Below are 21920 nucleotides of genomic sequence, written 5' to 3'. Positions count from 1 at the left end.
CGAGGCTATGCGGGCGCCCACGGCCCCCGCACCCGACTTTTCGCGCGCCCGGAAGCCTCCGGAACAGCCTCCGGAACAGCCCCCGGAACGACCCCCGGGACAGCCCCGGAGCGACCCGCGGAACAGCCCCGGAGCGGCGCGGCTCACGCCAGCAGGTCGTCGACCTGCGCCTCGCCCTCCCGGTAGCGGCGGGCGATCTCCGCGCTGCAGTCGTCCGCGGTCCGCTGGAGCTGCTGCCGGCGCCGCGACACCTGCTGCTCGTAGCCCGCGAGCCGCCCCATCGCCGTGTGCAGCTCCTCGTCCGTACGGGCCGTCAGGTCCGACAGCTCGACCTCCGACAGCATCTCGGCCGCGAGCCGCCGGTACTCCTCACTGCGTGGCGTCGACAGCGTCACGTGCCGCGCCGAACGCGCCACCGCCCCGGGCCGCGACGGTGTGTCCGCCAGGATCTCCGAGAGCCGGTCGAGCACCGGCGCCTCCGGATCGCTGCGCCGCGCCAGTTCGGCCCGCAGGATGTCGATCCGCCCCTGCAGCATCCGCCGCACATAGCTCAGATCGGCCTCGTCGCCCTGTGCCTCGCGGCGCAGCGCCCGCAGCTCGGGCAGCCGCAGCGCGGCCAGGTCCGGCTGTGGCCGGTCCGACAGGCCCGGCGCGGCGGACCGCTGCACGGGCGGTCGCCCGACGCCACCTCCGACGGAGCCGCCGGCACGGATCAGCGGTACGGGACCGGACGGCGTATGCCCGGCGCCAGATGCACTCATGTGTATCGTCCCCTCGACCGGTGCGGAACCGCACCGCCTGACAGGCATGGTGCCACTCCCGCACCGGCCGACGCAGGCGCTCTGCACCCGTTCGGCCCTCCCCGTGTCGGTCCGTGGACAGCTCGGTAGGTTGGTCCGTATGCGAGCAGTGGTGCAGAGGGTCGACGGCGCGAGCGTCGTCGTCGCAGGGGAGACCGTCGGCGAGATCGTCGGCGAAGGGCTGTGCGTCCTGGTCGGGGTGACCCATGACGACACCCCCGAGAAGGCGGCGCAATTGGCCAGAAAGCTCTGGTCCGTACGGGTGCTGGAGGGCGAGAAGTCGTGCTCCGACGTGAACGCGCCGCTGCTGGTGATCTCTCAGTTCACCCTCTACGGAGACGCCCGCAAGGGCCGCCGCCCCACCTGGAACGCGGCCGCGCCCGGCCCGGTCGCCGAGCCCCTCGTCGACGAGGTCGTGGCCCGGCTGCGGGAGCTCGGCGCGCGCGTGGAGACGGGCCGGTTCGGAGCGGACATGCGCGTGTCGCTCACGAACCACGGCCCGTTCACAGTGCTGATCGAGGTCTAGCGAGAGTCCCGGAGAGGTCCTGGGAGAGGTCCGGGGCTCAGCGCCCGGGAGAGGTCGGGAGGGACGGTCAGGGCTCGACGACGGTCTCCTGCGCGGCGGCCGTCGTCCCCGCGATCAGATCGGCGTCCACCGGCACGTTCCGCTTCACCAGCGCCAGCGCGATCGGCCCCAGCTCGTGGTGGCGCACCGCGGTCGTCACGAAGCCCAGCTGGCGGCCCTCGGGGCCGTCCGCCGCAAGCCGCAGCGGGGTGCCGGGCGCGGGCAGGTGCACCTCGCTGCCGTCCAGGTGCAGGAAGACCAGGCGGCGCGGCGGCTTGCCCAGGTTCTGCACCCGGGCGACGGTCTCCTGGCCGCGGTAGCAGCCCTTCTGGAGGTGCACGGCGCTCCCGATCAGCCCGATCTCGTGCGGGATGGTCCGGTGGTCGGTCTCGCAGCCGAGCCGCGGCCGGTGCGCCTCCACCCGCAGGGCCTCGTACGCGAGGATGCCGGCGGCCGGGCCGTGCGAGCCCGCGAACGCCTCCAGGTCCTCCCGCGGCAGGAACAGGTCGCGGCCGTACGCCGTCTCCCGTACGACCACGTCCTCCGGCACCGGGGCGATGGACCCGGCCGGCAGGTGGACGACCGCGAAGTCCTCCGTACGGTCGGCGACCTCGACCCGGTAGAAGAACTTCATCGACTCCAGGTACGCGATGAGCTCGGCCTGCGTGCCCGGCTCGACGTGCGCCCAGACCGTCTCGCCGTCGTCGACGAGGTACAGCGCGTGCTCGATGTGCCCGTTCGCGGAGAGGATCAGCGCCTCGGTGGCCCGGCCGGCCGGGAGGTCGCTGACGTGCTGGGTGAGCAGCAGGTGCAGCCAGCTCAGCCGGTCGGAGCCGGAGACGGTGACGACCCCGCGGTGCGAGAGGTCGACGAAACCGGTGCCGTCGGCGAGGGTCCGCTGCTCGCGGAACAGGTCGCCGTAGTGCGCGGCGACACCTTCGTCGCGGCCTTCGGCGGGGACGGCGCCGGGCAGGGACAGCAGAGGGCTCTTCATGGGAAAAGCCTACGACTCGTCGGCGGTGTCCTTGCGGGAGCAGTCGGCGCACCGGCCGAAGATCGCGAAGTGCTTCATGTCGGTCTCGAAGCCGAAGGTCTCGCGCAGCTTCCCGGTGAACTCGGCGGCCACCTCCACGTCCGCCTCGATGACCTCCGCGCAGTCCCGGCACACCAGGTGGAGGTGGTGGTGCCGGTCGGCGAGGTGATAGGTCGGCGCCCCGTGCCCCAGGTGCGCGTGGCTGACGAGCCCGAGCTCCTCCAGGAGCTCCAGGGTCCGGTACACGGTGGAGATGTTGATCCCGGCGGCGGTCTTGCGGACCTCCACCAGGATGTCGTCCGGGGTCGCGTGCTCGAGCGCGTCCACGGCCTCCAGGACAAGCTGCCGCTGAGGGGTCAGCCGGTAGCCGCGCTGCCTCAGGTCGCTCTTCCAGTCGGTGCTCACCACGCCCCCAGTGTATGAGGGCGCGGTGGGCAGAACCGGTCCTAGCGGAAGAAGGCGATGCCGTCGTCCGGCATGTCGGGGAGGTTGCGCGCCATCTCGGCGACCTCCTCGGGCGTGACGACCTTCTTCAGGTGCGCCGACATGTACGGCCGCAGCGGGACCTCGGGGGTGGCCTTCTCGCCCACCCACATCAGGTCGCTCTTGACGTAGCCGTAGAGCCGCTTGCCGCCGCTGTACGGGCCGGAGGCGGCGGTGCGGGCCACGGCGTCCGTCGCCAGGTCGATCTGCGGCTTCTGGTCGGCGAGCTCGCCGTACCAGACCTCGACGATGCCCTGGTCGCGGACCATGACGACCTCGACCTTGCGGTCCTTGTCGACGCGCCAGTAGCCGCTCTCGCTCTCCAGCGGGCGGACCTTGTTGCCGTCGGCGTCCAGGACCCAGGAGTGCGAGTGGTACTCGATGAAGTCCCGGCCGTCGTGGCTGAAGGTCACGGACTGGCCGAAGTTGCACTTCTCGGCGCCGGGGAAGTCGGAGACGCCCGCGCCCTCCCACGTGCCGAGGAGGAACGCGAGGGGGACGAGGTCCGGATTGAGGTCGGACGGGATCTCGATCATGAGCAGCTCAGACGATCTGTGTAGGTCTGGAGACGTGGGGGGTTAGCGCTGGCCCTGGTACAGCTTCTTCACGGTCAGACCGGCGAAGGCGAGGACCGCGACGCAGACGAGCGCCAGCAGGACTTCGAAAAACACGATCACTTGGTGCTCCTCGGTGAGCGGTGAAGGCGGAACGGGCCGGACCCCAGCTTAGTGGGCGGGGGCCCGGCCCTCGCGGTGAGGTGGGTCTCGCGGCGCGCGACGGCGGCTCGGGCGCCGGCGGTCAGCCGAGCAGCTGGTTCTGCAGGGTCACCGTCTGCTGGAAGGGGACCTGGAGGGCTTCGCCCTTGCGGACCTGGGTCACGATCCCCACGGTGTCGCCCGCCTGGATGTACGCCCAGCGGGACTGCTCGGGCCCGTACGGCTGCTTCTCGCGGAAGGTGTACACCGTCGTGTCGGGTACGTCGATGACGGTGGCGAAGTCCTCGGGGACGACGGCCTCGACCCCGGCCGGCAGCACCTTCGGGTCGGAGGCCTCGCCCGCGTCCAGCGCCTCGTCCTTGAACGCCTCCGCGTACGCCACGGAGCCGAAGCGCAGCAGCTGGATCGTGGTCCGGGTGCCGTCCGGCATCGTCCAGGACCGCGCCGCGATGTGCCGCAGGGTGGAGTCGGCGAGCGCCTGCCGCAGGACGACCCGGTCCTCCTCGCCGTAGCCGGAGAGGAACGCCTCCGTGGTCGTCCAGCCGCCGTCGGCCTTGGGGTCGACCGTGGCCCCCGCGGGCGCGGGCAGCACGAGCCGGCGCAGGTCCGCGTGGTGGATCTCGCCCTCGTTGCCGGCGGTGAAGGGACGCGGGGAGCCCTCCGGCAGCGCCGGCAGGCTCAGCTTCGGGTACGCCCAGCGGCCGTCGGACTCGGTCGCGAGACCGGGCACGTCGGTGCGCTCCAGGGAGGTGATCCCGGCGGCGGTGCCGGCGCCGAGCCCGGCGCAGACGACGACGGCCGCGGTCCAGCGGGCGACGGCCCCGAGCACGCGTCGGGACCGGACGGGCGGTGCGGCGAGGACGGGCGGTGCGACGACGGGGGTCGGGGCGACGACGGGGGTCGGGGCGGGCGCGGCCTCGGGTGCGGCCTCGGGTGCCGTCTGCTGCTCGGTCATACGTACTCCCCCGGGGACTTGATGTGGTCGAGCTGCTTCTTCACGAGGTCCGCGACATCGGCCTTGTCGAACGGCACCGAGCCCGCCGCCGAGACCGAGACCAGAAGCTCGGAGTCGTACGCGGCGCAGCTCATGCCGCTCAGCGCGGAGTCCTTCTCGTCCTCGTCGTCGTCCTCCTCCCGGAAGTCCGGCATCAGGAAGCAGGACGAGTTCTTGTGGTCCTGGATCTTGGGGCCCTTGGGGAACTTCAGGATCTCGGCCAGCTCCCGCTTGACCTCGTACAGGTCGTGGATCCGCTTCTTGTTCTTCATGCGGATGATCTGGACCTCGACGATCAGGCCGTTGTCGTCCGAGGCGAAGGACCGCATGGCGATGCCCTGGACGCCCAGCTTGTCGATGCGCTTCTCGTAGTCACGTCGCTTCTTGCCGGAGAGCCCGCGGGCGTCGTTCTTCAGCAGGGCGACGGCCTCCTTCTCGCCCAGTTCGCCGTCGTTGCCGTGGGAGTCGATGTCCGGACCGAGCCGGAAGCCCACGGGCACGGGGAGCAGCAGCTTGCTCATCGGAGTGGAGGCGCGGCCCTTCTCGGCCGTGGTCGCGGCGGGGTCCTCGCCGGCCGCCTTGGGGTCCGGGGCCTCCCAGCCGACGGTCTCGGCCGAGCGGTCGGCGTTCGCCACGGTGACGGCGGTGTAGGTGACACCGCCGCCGGCGGCCACGAGGACGAGAGCGGCGGGCAGCACGGCGGTCAGGAGCCTGCGCCCCCGGCCCCGGCCCTGACTCGGCGCCTGGCTCTGCTCCTGGCTCTGCGCGGCCGGGGTGGGCGGCTCGGGAGTCGGGTGCTCGGTCACAGGCGCTCCAGCTGCTTCTCGGCCAGCGTGCGGATGTCGTTCTTGCTGATCTTCTTGGTGTCGAAGATGTGGATGTCGACCATCACGTCGCCGCGCTGGAAGATCGCGCGGGCCTGGTAGAGGTCCAGGTACCCGGCCTTCCGGTCCACCGGGTAGAGGTAGTAGCGGCCGTTGCCGCTGCCCTTGAGGGCGTCGCCGCCGTTGCCGGCGTACTTCTCCTCGTCCATGTAGCTCATCTGGTCCTCGGCGTGGTCGACCGCGCCGCGCAGATCGCTCGGGCGGAACTGAACCAGCTGGACCGTGGTCGTCCGGTGCTCGCCCGAGTCCCAGGCGCGGACGGCGATCCGGCGGACGGCGCTCTCGTTGAGGAACTCGAGCATCCAGCTCTCGTCCTTGAAGCCCGCCGCGTACGAGGCGAGGTCCTGCCAGCCGTCGTCCGGCGCGAACTCGGCCTCCCGCGCCCCGGCCGGCCGGGGCACCAGCAGCTTGCGCAGGTCACCGTCGGCCTTGGCCTGCCGGTCCTCCGCCGCCGACAGCGCCACCGGCTGCTGCCCCTTCGGCAGGGGCTTCGCCGGGTAGGCCAGACCCGGCTGGTTGAGGGCCGGGAGCGGTGTGGGCTCGCGGTCGGCCTGGATGCCGTAGCCGACGGCCGTGCCGCCGATGATGCCGAGGACGGCGGCGACGGCGATCAGCGCGACCGTACGGCCGACCCGGCGGCGCGGCGCCGCCGCCGGACCCGCCTCTGCCTCTGCGCCTACCGCTTCCGCTGCCTCTGCCTCGGAAACCGGCGTCGTTGCGGGTACCGGGGCCGGGTCCGGCGTGGGCGCCGGGGCGTTCTGAGCGGATTCCACCGCTTCTGTGGCTTCCAAAAGAGTCCCCCCACGAGACTAGAAGCGCGGATTCCGTCATCCGCGCACCCAGCTGACCCGCGAGGGGTGCATGAGGTTGCCACGCACCGCATTACAGTTCGGTATATGGCGAAGAAGCTCGTGATCAAGGTGACCGCCGGGGCGGACGCCCCCGAACGCTGCTCCCAGGCCTTCACGGTGGCCGCCGTCGCCGTCGCGAGCGGCGTCGACGTCTCGCTCTGGCTGACCGGCGAGTCCTCCTGGTTCGCCCTGCCGGGCCGCGCGGCCGAGTTCGAACTCCCGCACGCCGCACCGCTCCCCGACCTGATCGACTCGATCCTCGCCGCGGGCCGCGTCACCCTCTGCACCCAGTGCGCCGCCCGCCGCGAGATCACCGAGTCCGACGTCCTGAAGGGCGTCCGCATCGCCGGCGCGCAGGTCTTCGTCCAGGAGGCTATGGCCGACGACACCCAGGCGCTCGTCTACTGACCGGTCGACCGGGGCCCGCTCACGGCTCCCGGCGCTTCTTGCCGTCCAGCTCGTCCCACCACTCGTCCGACGTGGGGTCGCCCGACGGGTCGTCCCACCAGCGGCCCCACTCCTGACGCGCCCCTCGCACTGCTCGGCCCAGGGGGCCTCACAGGCTTCGGGCCGCTGCGCCGGACTCCGTCCGGCGACCGGTCGGCCGGGGCCCGCTCACGGCTCCCGGCGCTTCTTGCCGTCCAGCTCGTCCCACCACTCGTCCGACGTGGGGTCCCCCGACGGGTCGTCCCACCAGCGGTCCTCCGGGCCCCGGCGGTTGGCGATCATGGCGGCGACGGGCGGGATGAGCATGGCGACCACGCACATGGCGACGGCGGCCGGCACCGACCACAGGCGCACGACGGCCCAGGCGCCCACGAAGAGGGCCAGGCAGACGCCCATCATCCAGAAGTAGACGCGTCGACGCCGTGCGTACACGACTTCAGCGTACGACCGGGTCACCGCACGCGGACAGACCGAAGGGCCGTGCCTCAGGTCCTGGTGTGGCGTCCAACCCCCCAGGAGGCACGGCCCTCCGGCCGTTCGGTGGCGCGGGTGTCACACCGCGATCGCGACCTCCGCGAGGCCGCCGTGCTGGGCCACGACCTGACGGTCGGCGGTCCCGCCGGGGACCAGGGCGCGGACGGTCCACGTGCCCTCGGCCGCGTAGAAGCGGAACTGGCCGGTGGCGGAGGTCGGGACCTCGGCCGTGAACTCGCCGGTCGAGTCCAGGAGGCGGACGTAACCGGTGACGGGCTGGCCGTCCTTGGTCACGTAGCCCTGGATGGTGGTCTCACCGGGCTTGATCGTCGAGGCGTCGGGGCCGCCGGGCTGCGCTCCACACATGCTGGGAATCCTTACGGTCGAGGGGTACGGGTCGGTCGACGGGGACCCGGGGACTTACTTGGCGGGGCCGAGCTCGATCGGCACGCCGACGAGGGAGCCGTACTCGGTCCACGAGCCGTCGTAGTTCTTGACGTTCTCGACGCCGAGCAGCTCGTGCAGCACGAACCAGGTGAGCGCGGAGCGCTCGCCGATGCGGCAGTAGGCGACGGTGTCCTTCGCCAGGTCGACGTTCTCGGCCTCGTAGAGGGCCTTGAGCTCGTCGTCCGACTTGAAGGTGCCGTCGTCGTTGGCGTTCTTCGACCACGGGATGTTCTTGGCGCTCGGCACGTGACCGGGGCGCTGCGACTGCTCCTGCGGGAGGTGCGCCGGGGCGAGGAGCTTGCCGGAGAACTCGTCGGGCGAGCGGACGTCGACGAGGTTCTGGGTGCCGATCGCGGCCACGACGTCGTCGCGGAAGGCGCGGATCGAGGCGTCCTGGGCCTGGGCCTTGTACTGGGTGGCCGGGCGGCTGGGGACCTCGGAGCCGTCGACCAGGTCGCGGGAGTCGAGCTCCCACTTCTTGCGGCCGCCGTCGAGGAGCTTCACGTCCTGGTGGCCGTAGAGCTTGAAGTACCAGTAGGCGTACGACGCGAACCAGTTGTTGTTGCCGCCGTAGAGGACGACCGTGGTGTCGTTGGCGATGCCCTTCGCCGACAGGAGCTTCTCGAAGCCCTCCTGGTCGATGAAGTCACGGCGGACCGGGTCCTGGAGGTCCTTGGTCCAGTCGATCCGGATGGCGTTCTTGATGTGGTTCTTGTCGTAGGCCGAGGTGTCCTCGTCGACCTCGACGATGGCGACCTGCGGGTTGTCGAGGTTGGCCTCGACCCAGTCGGCGTCGACCAGGACGTCGCTGCGAGCCATGCTGTTCTCCTCCGGGGCAGTGTGCGGCGGTTCGTGCAGAGTGGTGCGGGTACGCGCCGTCGCGTGCGGGCGACGGTGATGCTGCTGCGCAAAGGCGGCCCCGACATCACGTCGTAGAGCCTGGGATTCCGAGGAATACGGGCGCCGGGAGCGTCCCGCTCAGATCGAGCGACAGAGCATGGCGGCGACGCGGCACAGGTCTACTGCCCGCCGCTTCGTGAGATCCGCCTGTCGCTTCATGCGGACGATCGTAGGGACGGACAGGCGGCCGTGTCACCGGTGTGTCGTATTTTGAGACGCGATCGTCCGGGATGCGAGATCGGATACGGGCACGGCTCGCCCCCGCGGGGTCCCGGACGCGGCGGACCCACCTGTGCATCTACGGATCGGACAGGCGCGTCTCAGAATGTGATCAGCTGGGCGGAGAAGGGGAGTTGGGGGGCGGTCAGCCGCCCGTCAGGACCACGTCCCGGCCGGTCACCGTCACGAGCAGACCCTCCGCGCGGGCCTCGACCTTCGTCAGCCGCATGCCCTTGGGCAGGCCCTCGATCCGGCGGTCGAAGTCGGTGCGGGCGCGCACCCTCTCCTCCAGGCCCGGGATGCCCTCGCCGGGCACCTCGTCCGCGCGCACCCGGATGGTGTCGCCGTCCACCAGGGTCACCGTGGACAGCACGCTGCGGGTCAGCGTCCGGCCGAGGATCCGCACGCCGCCGGTGACCTTCAGCTTGCCGTTGTCGCCGTACGCGACCGTGGCCTCCCGCCCCGAGGTGGCGGTCAGGTCCGCGTAGGAGATCAGCGCCGTGCCGTCGGCGCTGCCGGCCCGCTCGATCGCGTAGCCGTCGCCCAGGGTGACGTCGCGGAGGTCGGCGGTCAGCTCGCCGATGCGGACCGGACGGCCGCCGGCGGTCGCCTTGAACCCGGTCACCCGCACCTCGACCTCGTCGAGGCGCTTGCCCGCGAGCTGGGTGAGGAACGGGAAGCCCTTGATGTCCACCTCGGTGGACTCCGCCTTCGCGGTGCCGAGCCGCACGCCCTCGGCCGCCTCCGACTCCGCGTACGAGAGGGCGAGCCGGTCCGCGCCGACGAAGAGCCCACCGAGCACGACGGCCACGATCAGCACGATCCGCAGTGCTCGCATGTGCGTGGTCCCCCTAGACGAGTCCGGCCGACGAATCCGGCCCTCCGACACCAAGATCGACGTGTCGGAGGGCCGGTCGGTTCCCGGAGGTGCCGGTGCGAGCCGTTACGCGAGCGCCCGGCCCAGCAGCCAGACGGCCGGGACGGCGACGGTCAGCGGCAGCGCGACACCGGCCGTCATGTGGACGAACCGCGACGGATAGTCGTAGGCGGCGACCCGCAGCCCGATCAGGGCGCACACGCCGGCGCCCAGGCCCAGCAGCGCCCCGCCGGTGCCGAGGTCGGTGAACCCGCCGGCCGCGATGCCCGCGCCGGCGGCGGCCAGCAGGGAGACGACCACGGAGACCGGTCCGGGCAGGGGGACGGCCCGGGCGAGGGCGGCCGCGGCGACCGCGACCGCGCCGACGACCACCGCGTCCGGCTCGGCGCCGAGGTGACCGGCGGCCACGATCGCGAGGGCCGCCGAGACGACGGTCGCCGTCAGGCCGTACATGCGCTCGTCGGGGTCGGCGTGGCTGCGCAGCTGGAGCACGAGCGTGAGCAGCACCCAGACGCCGAGCGTGCCGATGATCGCGGCGGGGGCGTGCTCCCGTCCGGCGACGAGCAGCGCGACGTCGGCGGTGACGCCGCCGAGGAAGGCGAGCGCGATGCCCTGCCGGGCGGGCCACATGCCGTTGAGCCGGAACCAGCCGGCGGCGGTGACGGCCTGCAACAGCACCAGCGGCACCAGCAGCGCGTACGGGCCGACCGCCGCGCCCGCGGCGAGCAGCACGCCGAGCACGGCCGTCAGCGCGGCCGGCTGCATCCCGGGGTCGATGATCGGCGACCGGCCCTCGGCGCGGGCCCGCTGGGCGTCGGTGAGGCGGGTGTGGCCGGCGGTCGTCGGCGAGGAGTACGCGGGCCCCGCGGCGGCGACCTCGGGGGCCGGTGCCGGGGTCGGGGCCGGTGCCGCTGCCTCGTACGCGACCGGGGCCGGGGCGGGGGCCGCCGGCTCGTACGCCGGCGGGTGGGCCGTCTCCGGCGGCAGCGGCCGGCCGCCCGTGGTGGCGAACCCGGCCTCGCCGTTCCCGTACGCGTTCTCGTTCCCGTACGCGTACTGCCCCTGCGGCGGCAGGTACGCCGTGTCGTACGAGACGGGCGCCTGCGGCCGCACCGTCGGCTGGTACTGGGTGTCCCAGGTCTGACCCTCCCACGTCTGGGTGACGTTCGGGTCGTACGACTGACCGCCGGGCGGGCCGGCCTGCGGCTCGTACGGGTACTGCTGGTCACTGCTCATGGTGTGCGGTTCACCCTCCTGCGAACGGGGGGAGCACCTCGACCGTGCCGCCCTCCGCCAGCCGTACCGTCTCATGCGCGCGCGTGCCGACGGGGTCGCCGTCGATCAGGAACGAGCAGCGCTGGAGGACCCGTGCCAGCTCGCCGGGATGCCGCTCGCGCGCCGCGTCCAGCGCCTCCGCGAGGGTCTCGGCGGCGTACGGCTCCTCGGCGACTCCGGCGGCGGCCTTCGCCGCGGCCCAGTAGCGGATGGTTCCCGCTGCCATAGCGGCACTCCTCTCGTTCGTGTGCGCGCCGCCACCCATGATGGGCTATGGCCGGGCTACGGCTGGACGAGCCAGGCCCCGAGGCGGTCGAGCAGGCCGTCGGCCGCCGCGTTCTCGGCGTGGCCCATGCCCCGCTCGAGCCACAGTTCGGCGGCGCCGGCGGGGGCCGCGGCGACGAGGCTGAGCGGGTGGTCGACGGGGAAGTACGGATCGCGGTCGCCGTGGACGACGAGCAGCGGGGTCGGCGCGATCAGCGGCACCGCCTCGACCGGGGACAGCGGCACGGGGTCCCAGTCCCGGTGGTGGATGCGGGTGCCCAGGCCGTACCGGCCGACCAGACGGCCCATCGGCCGGGTGATCAGCCAGTGGACGCGCCGCATCGACGGCGTCCCCCGGTAGTACCAGCGGGCCGGGGCGGACACGGCGGCGACGGCGTCGGTGCGGGTGTCCGCGCCCCGCTCCAGGGCGGCGTGCCGCAGGACGACCGACCCGCCCATCGAGAAGCCGACCGTCACCACCCGGGCGTGGCCGAGCTCACGGGCCCAGCGGACCGCCGCCGCCAGGTCGAGGACCTCGCGGTCGCCGACGGTGGAGCGCCCGCCGGAGCGGCCGTGGCCGCGGAAGGAGAAGGTGACGACGTCCGCGTGGCGGCGCAGCACCCCGGCGGCGCGCCGCAGCGCGGGCCGGTCGACCGAACCGGTGAATCCGTGGGCCACGACGATCGCCGTGTCGGACGCCGTCAAGGACGCGGTAAGGGACGGCGCATGCGATGCCCCGCCGGACGCCGTATCGGTGACACTGGCCGTACGAGGTTCGTGAACCGCCTCGATTCGGACACCGTCATCGGTGCGCAGGATGGCCCGGCGGCGGACGGAAGTGAGCCAGGAAACATCCACCATGTGAAATCGACCCTCTGCCGCGGAAGTCATGTGGGCTATTCTGCTGTCAGAGGATCCGGGCAACGCAGCCCCCGGGTCCTTTTGTGTTTTCCGACCGTTGTTACGACCGGATGAACAAAAGCTCTCAGGGCGCGAGAGTGATACGCAGACGTCCTCGCAGGGACCGAGGAGGAACCGACGTCATGGACGACGAGCGAACGACGCACGACCGAGCGACGAACCGAGCGACGACCCGGGCAGGTGGGGCGCGATGAGTTCGCTGCTGCTCCTCACCAACGCCCTGCAGCCGTCGACCGAGGTGCTTCCCGCCCTCGGCCTGCTGCTCCACAACGTGCGCGTGGCGCCCGCCGAGGGCCCGGCCCTGGTGGACACCCCGGGCGCCGACGTGATCCTGGTCGACGGCCGGCGCGACCTGCCCCAGGTGCGCTCGCTGTGCCAGCTCCTGCGCTCCACCGGCCCCGGCTGTCCGCTGATCCTCGTCGTGACGGAGGGCGGTCTCGCGGCCGTCACCGCCGACTGGGGCATCGACGACGTGCTGCTCGACACCGCGGGACCGGCCGAGGTGGAGGCGCGGCTGCGGCTGGCCATGGGACGTCAGCAGATCACCGCCGACGACTCCCCCATGGAGATCCGCAACGGCGACCTGTCGGTGGACGAGGCCACGTACAGCGCCAAGCTGAAGGGCCGGGTCCTGGACCTGACCTTCAAGGAGTTCGAGCTCCTCAAGTACCTGGCCCAGCACCCGGGCCGGGTCTTCACCCGCGCCCAGCTGCTCCAGGAGGTCTGGGGCTACGACTACTTCGGCGGCACCCGGACGGTCGACGTCCACGTACGGCGGCTGCGGGCGAAGCTCGGGCCCGAGCACGAGTCGCTGATCGGCACCGTACGGAACGTCGGCTACCGCTTCGTCACTCCGGAGAAGGTGGAGCGGGCGGCGGAGGAGGCCCGCGCGAAGGAGGCCCGGGCGAAGGAGGGGGCGCGCGTCAAGGACGCCACGCGGGAACTCACTCCGGTGGAGGACCGCTGACGTGGCGTATGCCACAGTCCGACCTGCCGGTAGGTAGGTCCCCCCGCGTAGACTTCCGCGCGTGGCCAAGGTGACGCGGGATGACGTAGCGCGACTGGCGGGTACTTCGACCGCGGTCGTGAGTTACGTCATCAACAACGGACCCCGGCCGGTCGCCCCGGCCACGCGCGAGCGTGTCCTCGCCGCCATCAAGGAGCTGGGCTACCGGCCCGACCGGGTGGCCCAGGCGATGGCCTCGCGACGCACCGACCTCATAGGCATGGTCGTGCCGGACGCCCGCCAGCCCTTCTTCGCGGAGATGGCGCACGCGGTCGAGCAGGCCGCCGCCGAGCGCGGGAAGATGGTGCTGGTCGGCAACTCCGACTACCGGACCGAGCGCGAGATCCACTATCTGCGAGCCTTCCTCGGCATGCGGGTCTCCGGGCTGATCCTGGTCAGCCAGGGCATGAGCGAGCAGGCCGCGAGCGAGATCGAGGCCTGGGACGCGCGCGTGGTGCTGCTGCACGAGCGGCCGGAGGCGATCGACGACGTGGCCGTCGTCACCGACGACATCGGCGGCGCCCAGCTCGCCACCCGGCACCTCCTGGAGCACGGCCACCCGTACGTGGCGTGCATGGGCGGCATCCCGAACACGCCCGCGGTGGGCGACCCGGTCGCCGACCACGAGGAGGGCTGGCGCCGGGCCATGCTGGAGGCGGGCCTGTCGATCGAGGGCCGGCTCTTCCAGGCCCCGTACAACCGCTACGACGCCTACAAGGTCGCGCTCGAGGTGCTGTCGGGCCCGGACCGGCCGCCGGCCATCTTCTGCTCGACGGACGACCAGGCCTTCGGCGTGCTGCGGGCCGCCCGCGAGCTGCGGATCGACGTACCGACGGAGCTGGCGGTGGCGGGCTTCGACGACGTCAAGGAGGCGGCGCTCTCCGACCCGCCGCTGACCACGGTCTACTCGGACCGTCCGGCGATGGCCAGGGCGGCGGTGGACCTGGTGCTCGACGACTCGCTGCGGGTGGCGGGCTCGCGGCGGGAGCGGGTGAAGCAGTTCCCGTCGGCGCTGATCGTGCGCCGCTCCTGCGGCTGCGGCTGATCCTGCACGACCTTCCTTTACGAGGCCGTCCTTATTTCGGGCATACGGGCTTCTGTCGGGCTTCTCAGGCCGTCCTCAGACCGTTCTCATGTACGGCTCCGAGAGTCGTGGTCATGACGGACCACACGCAGCCCCAGCCGCAGCAGCAGCCGTACTACCCGCCGAGGCCGCCGTACGACCCGGCGCGGCCGATCAGCACGGAGCCGGGCACGACGATCTGGCCCTCGGGTGGGCACGTACCGCCGGTGGCGCCTCCCGCCGCCCCCGTCCCGCACCGCGGGGCCCGGCGCGGGGTCGGGCTCCTCGCGGCGGTGGCGATCGCCGCGGCGGCGGTCGGCGGCGGGACCGCGACGCTGGTCGAGCGGTGGACGGCCGACGGCACCACGGCCGCCTCGGGCGCCGTGAGCGGCACCAACGTGTCGGCGAGCAGCAAGGGCACGGTCGCCGGGGTGGCGCAGGCCGTGTCCCCGTCCATCGTGGAGATCTCGGCGAGCTCGAACTCCGGCAGGTCCACCGGCTCCGGCGTGATCATCACCTCCGACGGCGAGATCGTCACCAACAACCACGTCGTCTCCGGCGCCTCCACGGTCACGGTGCGGACCTCCGACGGCAAGAGCCACGAGGCGAAGGTCGTCGGCACGGACCCCGACAAGGACCTGGCGCTGATCAGGCTGGAGGGCGCCTCCGGGCTGAAGGCGGCCACGCTCGGCGACTCCTCCAAGGTGCGGGTCGGCGACGAGGTCGTGGCGATCGGCTCCCCCGAGGGCCTCACCGGCACCGTCACCAGCGGCATCGTCTCCGCCCTCGACCGCGACGTGACCGTCGCCAAGGACGACGGCCAGGGACACGGGCAGGGGCAGGACTACGACCCGCGGCAGGGCTGGCCGTTCGAATTCGGCGGGCAGCGGTTCAACGGCGACACCGGTTCGTCGAAGACCACGTACAAGGCGATCCAGACCGACGCCTCGCTGAATCCCGGTAATTCCGGCGGCGCGTTGATCAATATGAACGGCGAGATCATCGGAATCAATTCGGCGATGTACGCGCCCGGTTCTTCGAACGGCTCCGGTTCCACGGCCGGAAGCGTCGGTCTCGGATTCGCGATCCCGGTGAACACCCTCAAGGCCGACCTGGACGACCTCCGCTCCGGCGGCGACCGCTGAACCCGTGCGAGGCTGGCCCCATGACTGGCCCGGTGAACGAAGGCGAACGCATCCTCATCGTCGACGACGAGCCCGCCGTACGGGAGGCGCTGCGCCGCAGCCTCGCCTTCGAGGGGTACGCGACGCGGGACGCCGTCGACGGGCTCGACGCCCTCGCCGCGATGGAGTCGTACGCCCCCGACCTCGTCGTCCTGGACGTTCAGATGCCACGGATGGACGGCCTGACGGCGGCCCGCCGGATCAGGGCCTCGGGCTCGACCGTGCCGATCCTCATGCTGACCGCCCGCGACACGGTCGGCGACCGGGTCACCGGGCTCGACGCGGGCGCGGACGACTACCTGGTGAAGCCCTTCGAGCTGGACGAACTCTTCGCCCGGATCCGCGCGCTGCTGCGACGCAGCTCGTACGCGGCCCCGTCCGCGCCCGCCGCCGACGGCGACGTGCTCTCCTTCGAGGACCTGCGGATGGACCCCGCCACCCGCGAGGTGACCCGGGCCGGGCGGCCGGTGGAGCTGACCCGTACCGAGTTCACGCTCCTGGAGATGTTCCTGACCCATCCGCGGCAGGTGCTCACCCGCGAGCAGATCCTGAAGGCGGTGTGGGGCTTCGACTTCGAGCCGAGCTCGAACTCGCTGGACGTGTACGTGATGTATCTGCGGCGCAAGACGGAGGCGGGCGGCGAGCCGCGGCTCGTGCACACCGTCCGCGGTGTCGGGTACGTGCTGCGCGGCGGGGGCGCGGAGTGACCGGTCCCGTCTCCTGGTTCCGCTCCCGCCCGCTGCGCTCCCGCCTCGCGCTGCTCACCGCCCTCGCGGTCGCGGTCGCGGTGGCGGCGGTGTCGCTGGCCTGCTGGTTCGTGACGCGGGCGCAGCTGGAGAGCGAACTGGACTCGGGCCTGCGCAACAGCAAGGTGGACAACGGCTATCTGAACCTGGTGCTCGGCGGCTGCCGGTCGGACCGCCAGGCGCCCCCGCTGCCTCCGTACACGGTGCAGGTGACCCTGGCCGACGGCACGATCTGCGCCTCCGGTCAGGCGCCGATCCCGGCGCAGACCTCGGACCTGGCGGTGGCCCGCGGGCTGCTCGACGACACCCTGCACACGACGAAGGACGACGCCGGCCGGGAGATGCGGGTCTACACGTACGCCGACCCGAACCGGCCCGGCATGGCGGTCTCGCTCGCCCGGCCGCTGTCGGAGGTCGACAACTCGATGTCGACGCTCGGCTGGGTCCTGCTGCTGGTCTCGGGCATCGGTGTGGTCGGTGCCGGCGCGGCCGGCCTGTGGGTGGCGCGGACGGGTCTGGCGCCGGTGGACCGGCTGACCGGGGCGGTGGAGCACGTGGCGGCGACCGAGGACCTGACGGTGCGGATCCCGGTGGAGGGCGAGGACGAGATCGCCCGGCTGTCGCGGTCGTTCAACGCGATGACGGCGGCGCTCGCCACCTCCCGGGACCGGCAGGCGCGGCTGATCGCGGACGCGGGCCACGAGCTGCGCACACCGCTGACCTCGCTGCGGACGAACGTGGAGCTGCTCGCGCGCAGCGAGGAGACGGGTCGTGCGCTGCCGCCGGAGGACCGGAGGGCCCTGATGGCCTCGGTGAAGGCGCAGATGACGGAGCTGGCGGCGCTGATCGGCGATCTCCAGGAGCTGTCCCGGCCGGAGGCGGCGGCCCCCGGTCCGCTGGAGGTGGTGGCGCTGCACACGATCCTGCGGTCGGCCCTGGACCGGGCGCGGCTGCGGGGCCCGGAGCTGACCTTCGAGACGGACCTGGCGCCCTGGTACGTACGGGCGGAGCCGGCGGCCCTGGAGCGGGCGCTGGTGAACGTGCTGGACAACGCGGTGAAGTTCTCGCCGCCGCGCGGGACGGTGGAGGTGACGCTGATGCGGGGCGAGCTGACCGTACGGGATCACGGGCCGGGCATCGCGGCGGACGAGCTGCCGCACGTCTTCGAGCGGTTCTGGCGCTCGCCGTCGGCGCGCAGCCTGCCGGGTTCTGGCCTGGGTCTGTCGATCGTGGCCCGGACGGTGGGGCGGGCGGGCGGCACGGTCGCGCTGGCTCCGGCCCCCGACGGCCGTGGCGGGACGGTGGCGACGGTGCGGCTGCCGGGGGCGCCGACACCGCCGCCGGGCGTGGCCAGTGGGTCTCGCGGGTCAGTTGTGGCGGATGAGGGACTCGACGAGTCCTGAGCGGGTGTTGGGGTAGTCCATGGGGACGATCCCGAGGCCCTTCCAGCCGGCGCCCTCGCCGTCGATCAGGGAGTGGACCTGGGGGTTGAGGCGGTCGGCGTTCCAGCGGGGCGGGAGGCCGGCGGCGGTGGAGACGAAGTTGACGTAGAAGGGGCCGGGCCGTCCGGCGGCCTCGCGGAACTGGTCGCGGATCCTCGTCCACTTGGCGAAGGGCTCGGCCTGGTAGTCGTCCTGCACGTCGAAGTGGGCGCCGTCGGCCCAGCGCAGTCCGGGCAGGCCGCCGTTGTCGGCGAGGAGCACGACCTTGCCGCGGGCCTCGCCGAGGGTGGGGACGCCCGGTCCGATACGGAACAGGGGCCGCCAGCCGCGCTTGTCGAGGTAGTCGTCGAAGATCGCGCGGAAGGTGGCGTCGGACTCCGAGGAGTACTCCTGCTTGACCCGCATCAGGACGGTCTCGCTGGGGCGGGCGGCGAGGAAGTTCCAGCAGGCGACGAGGACGTCGCCGAACATCATGTTCTGGTAGAAGGCGCCGTGGTGGATCGCGAAGGAGCCTCCGGTCACCCGGCAGCGGATGTCCAGGAACCGGATGCCGCTGTCGAGTTGCTGCGCGATGGTCGTGTTCTGGCATTCGGTCCAGAGACCGCCGAAGCGGGCGCCGGAGTCGTGGGTGCCGGGGATCGTGAGCCTCTGGAGCGGGGTGGGGTCGCCGTGGGCGGCCATCCAGTCCCAGGTGCCCGTGACTGTGGCGGTGGAGGTGGCCGCCCGGGCGGAGGGGGTGCCGGCGAGCAGGGCGGCACCGGCTGCGGCGGCGCCCGCGAGGAATCGTCGTCGGTCCATGGGCCGCACTATGACAGGGTTGACGTGCCCCTGCCAGACTCGTGCTACCGCCGGGTACGACCGCGTACGACCGGCTACGAGAAGCGCGAGGGGCGGCACCCCGTCGAACGGGCGCCGCCCCTCAGGGACGTTCAGCTCACTGGGCTCGGTCGGCTCACTTGGTGTAGTAGCCGGCCACGTCGGCGAGCAGGTGCACGTAGGCGCTGTGGTTGTACAGCGACATCGTCCCCTCGTAGAGGGGGACGACCGCCTGGTTGGCCACCGTCTCTCCCGCCGCCACGTTGAGGTTCGACGTCGACGGGCGCGTCCCGAAGGGGTAGGCCGCCACGTAAGTGGCGGCCGTCGGCTGCGTGGCCGTCACGTTCATGACGACCGCGGAGACGCCGAGCGACGGCAGCTCGCCGCTGCCCGCGAGCAACAGATCCAGGCTGCGACCCGGCGCCACCTTGGCCTGCGGGGCGCCCACCCCGCCCATGGTGTTCAGCACCCGCGCCGGGGCCACCGGCTTGAAGCGGTCGCCCTTTCCGGCCACGTCCGTGAAGTACCCGAACACGTCCGCGAGGAGGTCCACCGAACCGGAGTGGTTGTAGAGCGTGATCCTGCCGTCCCTGACCGGCACGGTCACCAGGTTGGCCACCGTCTGCCCCGCGACCACGTTCAGGTTGGACGTGGCCGGACGGGTCGTCCCGTACGGGTACACCGACACGAACGAGGCCGCCGTCGGGTTCGTCGCGGTCACGTTCACCGTCACCGCTGTCACGCCGGTGGCGGGCACCCCGCCCCGGCCCGTGACCTGGAGGCTCACGGTCCTGGCCGCACCCAGCTTGGCCTTCGGCGCACCCACGCCGCCCAGCGTGTTCAGCAGCCGCGCCGGGGCCACCGGGGCGAACCGGTCGCCGTCACCGGCGAGCGTGTAGTAGCCCGCCACGTCCGCGAGCAGGTCCACCGAGCCGCTGTGGTTGTACAGCGACACCTTGCCGTCCCGGCCGACCGGCACGGTCACCAGGTTCGGCGCGGTCCGCCCCTTCGCCACGTTCAGGCTCGACGTGGCCGGGCGCGGCATCCCGTACGGGTACACCGACACGTACGTCGCCGCGGTCGGGTTCGTCGCGGTCACGTTCAGGACCACCGCCGTCACCCCGGGGCGGGTGACTCCGCCGCGCCCGGTGACCTGGAGCGTCACCGTGGCGCCGGGACCGACCTTCGTCTGCGGCGCGCCGACGCCGCCGAGCGTGTTGAGGATCCGGGCCGGGGCCACCGGCTCGAACGTGCCGAGGCCGGTGCTGGTCAGGAACACCTCACCGGCACGGCGCACCTCGGCCCCGACGCCGTCGGCGGGGACGACGGTCAGGTCCCACGCGTACGGCCCCTCGGCGAGTTCCGCACCGTTGTCGCCCTTGCCGTCCCACGCGGCCCTGACCAGGCCGCGGGTCTCACCTCCACGCAGCGTGCGCAGGGCGTTGCCCGTCCGGTCCTTGAGCGTCAGCGTCCACGACGCGGCGGGCTTGGACAGCCACCACCGGCCGGTCCAGCCGGCGGGCGCCTTCAGGTCGAGGATCTGAGGGGCGTCGGAGTCGATGACGGACAGGTCGGAGGCCGGGACGCCGGTGGGGACGGCGTGGATGCGCTCCTGGTCGTCCGTGTAGACGAGGGGGCCGCCGAAGCGGTCGATGCTCCACGCCGGCGCCTTCGCGTCTGCCGGAGTGATCACCCGCGGCCCGCTCTCTCCCCGCAACGGGGTGAGGACGGTGTCGGCCCCCTGCACGCTGAGGGCGAAGCCGTCGCCGAGCCGGGCGAAGCGGCCCGGGACGGCGGTCTTCCGCCCCGTCCTCAGGTCCTGCGCGGTGGAGGTGTCACCGCAGGACGTCAGAGCGTGCTCGCCCACGACCGACCAGCTGCCGAGCTCGCAGTCGGCGACCTTCACCGAGCGGATCACGGATCCGGAGTGCACGTCGACGGCCTTCAGCACCCCTCCGGCCGCACCCTCCCAGAGCGTGTCGCCGACGATGGCCGCGCCATGGCCGCCGTACGGGCGGCGCAGCACGACCGTGTGGGTGTCCAGGTCGAGTACCCGCGTCTCGGCGGCCGTCGCATAGGCGACGTAACGGCCCGACGCCGTGATGTCACCGGTCACGTCGTCGACGCCGGACACACGGGTCGCGGGCAGTTGCTTGCCGGGGTCGAGCACGTAGAGGCCGCCTCGGTAGCCGGCCTCGTGGAAGACGACCCGGCCGTCACCGGTCGGTACGCCGTTCCGGCAGTCGCCGCTGACCCAGCAGCCCCCTTGGAGGATGTTGGCGTCGGCGCCCAGGTCCACCCGTGGTCCGGCCGACAGCTCCCGGCCGGTGGAGAGCTCGATCGACCGCAGTCTGATGTTGCTGTACGCGACGTCGTCGACCGAGTGGACGACGCCCTGCGCCACGGCCGTGCCGTGGATGTGCGTGCGGGCGGGCGGCACCGCTCCGATCCGGGTGGCCACCGGCGCGGCGGCCGCCTCGGGCACCGCCACGGAATGCAGGGTGCGCTCCGTCCCTTCGCCCTGGCGGGCGATGACGAGCCGACCGTCGGGGCCCACCGGCGAGGCCCCGAAGACCCGGTCGAGCACCGGCAATTCGGCGGCGTCGGCAAAGGACCGTGCGACCAGGGTCTCCAGACCGTCCGAGGACGGCACCCGGGCCAGCACGTGGTCCCCGAGCACGGCGACCGGCGTGCCCCCGGACCAGGGAAGTTCCCTGACGGGCGCGGACCAGTCGCCCGTGACGTCCCAGACCTGGAGCTTGCCCTGCACCGGGTAGCGGAAGAGGAAGCGGCCCGCGGCGCTCGTCTTCCCGGACGTGTCCAGGGCGGGCAGCTTGATCGGACGGAAGGTGAAGGACCGGTCGACCCAGCCGACCGTCCCCCGGCCGTCCAGCACGTAGTGGAAGACGAACCCGTGAGGGCCGGGGTAGTACACCTGGTGCTGGGGCACCGCGCCGGCCGGAAGTCCCGCCAGCGGCCGGTCCACCACCGTCCCCTGGTCCAGGCTCAGCAGGTGGGTGCCGTAGGGCGTGGTCTTCTCCTGGGTGACGACCGCCGTCCCCAGGAACGTCAGGACGCGCTGTCCCTCGGGGACGCGGATGATCTGCGACGCGCCGCCCTTCGGGTCGCGGAACACGACCTGGAGCGAGCTCCGGTCGGCCATCAGATCGGTACCGGTCGCCTCGGGTCCGACCCAGCTGAACGGGTTGGTCCCGAACGGCTCCGTCCGCGCACCGTCGGCGTACGACACCCAGTGGTATCCCCCGCGGCGCCCGCCCTGCACGAAGCCGGTCAGGCCGGCGGCCGGCAGGCTGCCCGCCTCGGGATCCGCCGTGGACTCCGCCGGGATCACCACCTCCGTCGGTGTGTCGGCGGCCTCCGCCGCCACCGCCGTCCCCGCCCCCAGCGGGATCAGGCTCACGAGTGCCGCCGCCGTGGCGACGGCCGCCGCCACGGCGCGGCCGCGGCGTCTCTCGGAAATGCTGTGCACGTAGAGGTCCCTCCCCCTGGTGC

The 21920-nt window shown here is 72.4% G+C and carries 24 protein-coding genes and 1 pseudogene; 7 read left to right on the top strand and 18 right to left on the bottom strand.

Features of this window, described 5'->3' with window-relative positions:
• Positions 1–143: 143 nt before the first annotated feature.
• Positions 144–761, bottom strand: a complete 618-nt coding sequence (locus ACFY7C_RS34785; RefSeq protein ID WP_389658948.1) for an ABC transporter substrate-binding protein — start codon at positions 759–761, stop codon at positions 144–146.
• A gap of 139 nt (positions 762–900) precedes the next feature.
• On the opposite strand from ACFY7C_RS34785, the gene dtd reads away from it, so the two are divergent.
• On the top strand, positions 901–1326 hold the full coding sequence (dtd, locus tag ACFY7C_RS34780) for a D-aminoacyl-tRNA deacylase (RefSeq protein WP_389658946.1): 426 nt from the start codon (positions 901–903) through the stop codon (positions 1324–1326).
• A 67-nt stretch (positions 1327–1393) separates the two neighbouring features.
• On the opposite strand, the gene ACFY7C_RS34775 is transcribed toward dtd, so the two are convergent.
• From ACFY7C_RS34775 to ACFY7C_RS34750, 6 genes are all read right to left on the bottom strand, one after another.
• A complete protein-coding gene (locus tag ACFY7C_RS34775; RefSeq protein WP_389658942.1) occupies positions 1394–2359 on the bottom strand; it encodes a YgfZ/GcvT domain-containing protein in 966 nt (321 codons plus the stop codon).
• Positions 2360–2368: 9 nt separating this feature from the next.
• Positions 2369–2806, bottom strand: a complete 438-nt coding sequence (locus ACFY7C_RS34770) for a Fur family transcriptional regulator (protein WP_389658939.1) — start codon at positions 2804–2806, stop codon at positions 2369–2371.
• 38 nt (positions 2807–2844) lie between these two features.
• Positions 2845–3417 (bottom strand): FABP family protein, encoded by a 573-nt coding sequence (locus tag ACFY7C_RS34765; RefSeq protein WP_389658936.1) that lies wholly within the window; start codon positions 3415–3417, stop codon positions 2845–2847.
• Between the two features lie 262 nt (positions 3418–3679).
• Entirely contained in the window at positions 3680–4552 is an 873-nt protein-coding gene (locus tag ACFY7C_RS34760) for a hypothetical protein (RefSeq protein ID WP_389658933.1), read from the bottom strand.
• Complete coding sequence (locus tag ACFY7C_RS34755; protein WP_389658930.1) at positions 4549–5397, bottom strand: hypothetical protein; 849 nt, start codon at positions 5395–5397, stop codon at positions 4549–4551. The genes ACFY7C_RS34760 and ACFY7C_RS34755 overlap by 4 nt, the downstream gene beginning before the upstream one ends.
• On the bottom strand, positions 5394–6248 hold the full coding sequence (locus tag ACFY7C_RS34750; RefSeq protein ID WP_389658927.1) for a hypothetical protein: 855 nt from the start codon (positions 6246–6248) through the stop codon (positions 5394–5396). The genes ACFY7C_RS34755 and ACFY7C_RS34750 overlap by 4 nt, the downstream gene beginning before the upstream one ends.
• A gap of 123 nt (positions 6249–6371) precedes the next feature.
• Between ACFY7C_RS34750 and ACFY7C_RS34745 the strand changes: the two genes are divergently transcribed.
• Entirely contained in the window at positions 6372–6734 is a 363-nt protein-coding gene (locus ACFY7C_RS34745) for a DsrE family protein (RefSeq protein WP_389658924.1), read from the top strand.
• 19 nt (positions 6735–6753) lie between these two features.
• Here ACFY7C_RS34745 and ACFY7C_RS34740 read toward each other — a convergent pair.
• The 9 genes and pseudogenes from ACFY7C_RS34740 to ACFY7C_RS34700 all read right to left on the bottom strand — a co-directional run.
• Positions 6754–6837: pseudogene (locus ACFY7C_RS34740) on the bottom strand (DUF3099 domain-containing protein); the annotation flags it as partial.
• A 104-nt stretch (positions 6838–6941) separates the two neighbouring features.
• A complete protein-coding gene (locus ACFY7C_RS34735; RefSeq protein ID WP_389658921.1) occupies positions 6942–7205 on the bottom strand; it encodes a DUF3099 domain-containing protein in 264 nt (87 codons plus the stop codon).
• A 120-nt stretch (positions 7206–7325) separates the two neighbouring features.
• Entirely contained in the window at positions 7326–7613 is a 288-nt protein-coding gene (locus ACFY7C_RS34730) for a DUF1416 domain-containing protein (protein WP_265867432.1), read from the bottom strand.
• 54 nt (positions 7614–7667) lie between these two features.
• Positions 7668–8513, bottom strand: a complete 846-nt coding sequence (locus ACFY7C_RS34725; RefSeq protein ID WP_389658917.1) for a sulfurtransferase — start codon at positions 8511–8513, stop codon at positions 7668–7670.
• Positions 8514–8672: 159 nt separating this feature from the next.
• Positions 8673–8753 (bottom strand): putative leader peptide, encoded by an 81-nt coding sequence (locus ACFY7C_RS34720; protein WP_385144913.1) that lies wholly within the window; start codon positions 8751–8753, stop codon positions 8673–8675.
• Between the two features lie 205 nt (positions 8754–8958).
• A complete protein-coding gene (locus ACFY7C_RS34715; RefSeq protein ID WP_389658914.1) occupies positions 8959–9651 on the bottom strand; it encodes a DUF2993 domain-containing protein in 693 nt (230 codons plus the stop codon).
• Positions 9652–9756: 105 nt separating this feature from the next.
• Positions 9757–10926 (bottom strand): hypothetical protein, encoded by a 1170-nt coding sequence (locus tag ACFY7C_RS34710; RefSeq protein ID WP_389658911.1) that lies wholly within the window; start codon positions 10924–10926, stop codon positions 9757–9759.
• A 10-nt stretch (positions 10927–10936) separates the two neighbouring features.
• Entirely contained in the window at positions 10937–11191 is a 255-nt protein-coding gene (locus tag ACFY7C_RS34705) for a MoaD/ThiS family protein (RefSeq protein ID WP_356699266.1), read from the bottom strand.
• A gap of 56 nt (positions 11192–11247) precedes the next feature.
• Positions 11248–12120 (bottom strand): alpha/beta hydrolase, encoded by an 873-nt coding sequence (locus ACFY7C_RS34700; protein WP_389658908.1) that lies wholly within the window; start codon positions 12118–12120, stop codon positions 11248–11250.
• Between the two features lie 220 nt (positions 12121–12340).
• Between ACFY7C_RS34700 and ACFY7C_RS34695 the strand changes: the two genes are divergently transcribed.
• The 5 genes from ACFY7C_RS34695 to ACFY7C_RS34675 all read left to right on the top strand — a co-directional run bounded on the left by ACFY7C_RS34695 (position 12341) and on the right by ACFY7C_RS34675 (position 17552).
• Entirely contained in the window at positions 12341–13117 is a 777-nt protein-coding gene (locus ACFY7C_RS34695) for a response regulator transcription factor (protein WP_389658905.1), read from the top strand.
• A gap of 61 nt (positions 13118–13178) precedes the next feature.
• Positions 13179–14201, top strand: coding sequence for a LacI family DNA-binding transcriptional regulator (locus ACFY7C_RS34690; RefSeq protein ID WP_345486672.1), 1023 nt, complete (start codon positions 13179–13181; stop codon positions 14199–14201).
• A 113-nt stretch (positions 14202–14314) separates the two neighbouring features.
• The gene (locus ACFY7C_RS34685) at positions 14315–15364 is read left to right on the top strand and encodes a S1C family serine protease (RefSeq protein WP_389658901.1); all 1050 of its coding nucleotides are present in this window, start codon (positions 14315–14317) and stop codon (positions 15362–15364) included.
• A 20-nt stretch (positions 15365–15384) separates the two neighbouring features.
• Complete coding sequence (locus ACFY7C_RS34680; protein ID WP_389658898.1) at positions 15385–16110, top strand: response regulator transcription factor; 726 nt, start codon at positions 15385–15387, stop codon at positions 16108–16110.
• Positions 16107–17552 carry a sensor histidine kinase gene (locus tag ACFY7C_RS34675; protein ID WP_389658895.1) on the top strand — a complete coding sequence of 482 codons (1446 nt, stop codon included), beginning with the start codon at positions 16107–16109 and terminating at the stop codon, positions 17550–17552. The genes ACFY7C_RS34680 and ACFY7C_RS34675 overlap by 4 nt, the downstream gene beginning before the upstream one ends.
• Here ACFY7C_RS34675 and ACFY7C_RS34670 read toward each other — a convergent pair.
• Both ACFY7C_RS34670 and ACFY7C_RS34665 read right to left on the bottom strand, forming a co-directional pair.
• Positions 17517–18389 (bottom strand): phosphatidylinositol-specific phospholipase C, encoded by an 873-nt coding sequence (locus tag ACFY7C_RS34670; RefSeq protein ID WP_389658892.1) that lies wholly within the window; start codon positions 18387–18389, stop codon positions 17517–17519. The two genes, ACFY7C_RS34675 and ACFY7C_RS34670, sit on opposite strands and share 36 nt — an antisense overlap.
• Positions 18390–18543: 154 nt before the next feature.
• On the bottom strand, positions 18544–21897 hold the full coding sequence (locus ACFY7C_RS34665; RefSeq protein ID WP_389658889.1) for a FlgD immunoglobulin-like domain containing protein: 3354 nt from the start codon (positions 21895–21897) through the stop codon (positions 18544–18546).
• Positions 21898–21920 lie beyond the last annotated feature (23 nt).

The sequence above is a fragment of the Streptomyces sp. NPDC012769 genome (assembly GCF_042901205.1).
GTDB lineage: Bacteria > Actinomycetota > Actinomycetes > Streptomycetales > Streptomycetaceae > Streptomyces.
The sequence above is the reverse complement of the archived record's forward strand: the minus strand, read 5'-3'. Positions and strand labels throughout refer to the sequence as shown.

Bases quoted from the DNA above. Each gene is read 5' to 3' on its own strand.
- ACFY7C_RS34765 (WP_389658936.1), bottom strand. From the start codon at position 3,417: ATGATCGAGATCCCGTCCGACCTCAATCCGGACCTCGTCCCCCTCGCG.
- ACFY7C_RS34685 (WP_389658901.1), top strand. From the start codon at position 14,315: ATGACGGACCACACGCAGCCCCAGCCGCAGCAGCAGCCGTACTACCCG.
- ACFY7C_RS34775 (WP_389658942.1), bottom strand. From the start codon at position 2,359: ATGAAGAGCCCTCTGCTGTCCCTGCCCGGCGCCGTCCCCGCCGAAGGC.
- ACFY7C_RS34785 (WP_389658948.1), bottom strand. From the start codon at position 761: ATGAGTGCATCTGGCGCCGGGCATACGCCGTCCGGTCCCGTACCGCTG.
- ACFY7C_RS34745 (WP_389658924.1), top strand. From the start codon at position 6,372: ATGGCGAAGAAGCTCGTGATCAAGGTGACCGCCGGGGCGGACGCCCCC.
- ACFY7C_RS34720 (WP_385144913.1), bottom strand. From the start codon at position 8,753: ATGAAGCGACAGGCGGATCTCACGAAGCGGCGGGCAGTAGACCTGTGC.
- ACFY7C_RS34715 (WP_389658914.1), bottom strand. From the start codon at position 9,651: ATGCGAGCACTGCGGATCGTGCTGATCGTGGCCGTCGTGCTCGGTGGG.
- ACFY7C_RS34680 (WP_389658898.1), top strand. From the start codon at position 15,385: ATGACTGGCCCGGTGAACGAAGGCGAACGCATCCTCATCGTCGACGAC.
- ACFY7C_RS34730 (WP_265867432.1), bottom strand. From the start codon at position 7,613: ATGTGTGGAGCGCAGCCCGGCGGCCCCGACGCCTCGACGATCAAGCCC.
- ACFY7C_RS34670 (WP_389658892.1), bottom strand. From the start codon at position 18,389: ATGGACCGACGACGATTCCTCGCGGGCGCCGCCGCAGCCGGTGCCGCC.
- ACFY7C_RS34695 (WP_389658905.1), top strand. From the start codon at position 12,341: ATGAGTTCGCTGCTGCTCCTCACCAACGCCCTGCAGCCGTCGACCGAG.
- ACFY7C_RS34725 (WP_389658917.1), bottom strand. From the start codon at position 8,513: ATGGCTCGCAGCGACGTCCTGGTCGACGCCGACTGGGTCGAGGCCAAC.
- ACFY7C_RS34710 (WP_389658911.1), bottom strand. From the start codon at position 10,926: ATGAGCAGTGACCAGCAGTACCCGTACGAGCCGCAGGCCGGCCCGCCC.
- ACFY7C_RS34705 (WP_356699266.1), bottom strand. From the start codon at position 11,191: ATGGCAGCGGGAACCATCCGCTACTGGGCCGCGGCGAAGGCCGCCGCC.
- ACFY7C_RS34760 (WP_389658933.1), bottom strand. From the start codon at position 4,552: ATGACCGAGCAGCAGACGGCACCCGAGGCCGCACCCGAGGCCGCGCCC.
- dtd (WP_389658946.1), top strand. From the start codon at position 901: ATGCGAGCAGTGGTGCAGAGGGTCGACGGCGCGAGCGTCGTCGTCGCA.
- ACFY7C_RS34700 (WP_389658908.1), bottom strand. From the start codon at position 12,120: ATGACTTCCGCGGCAGAGGGTCGATTTCACATGGTGGATGTTTCCTGG.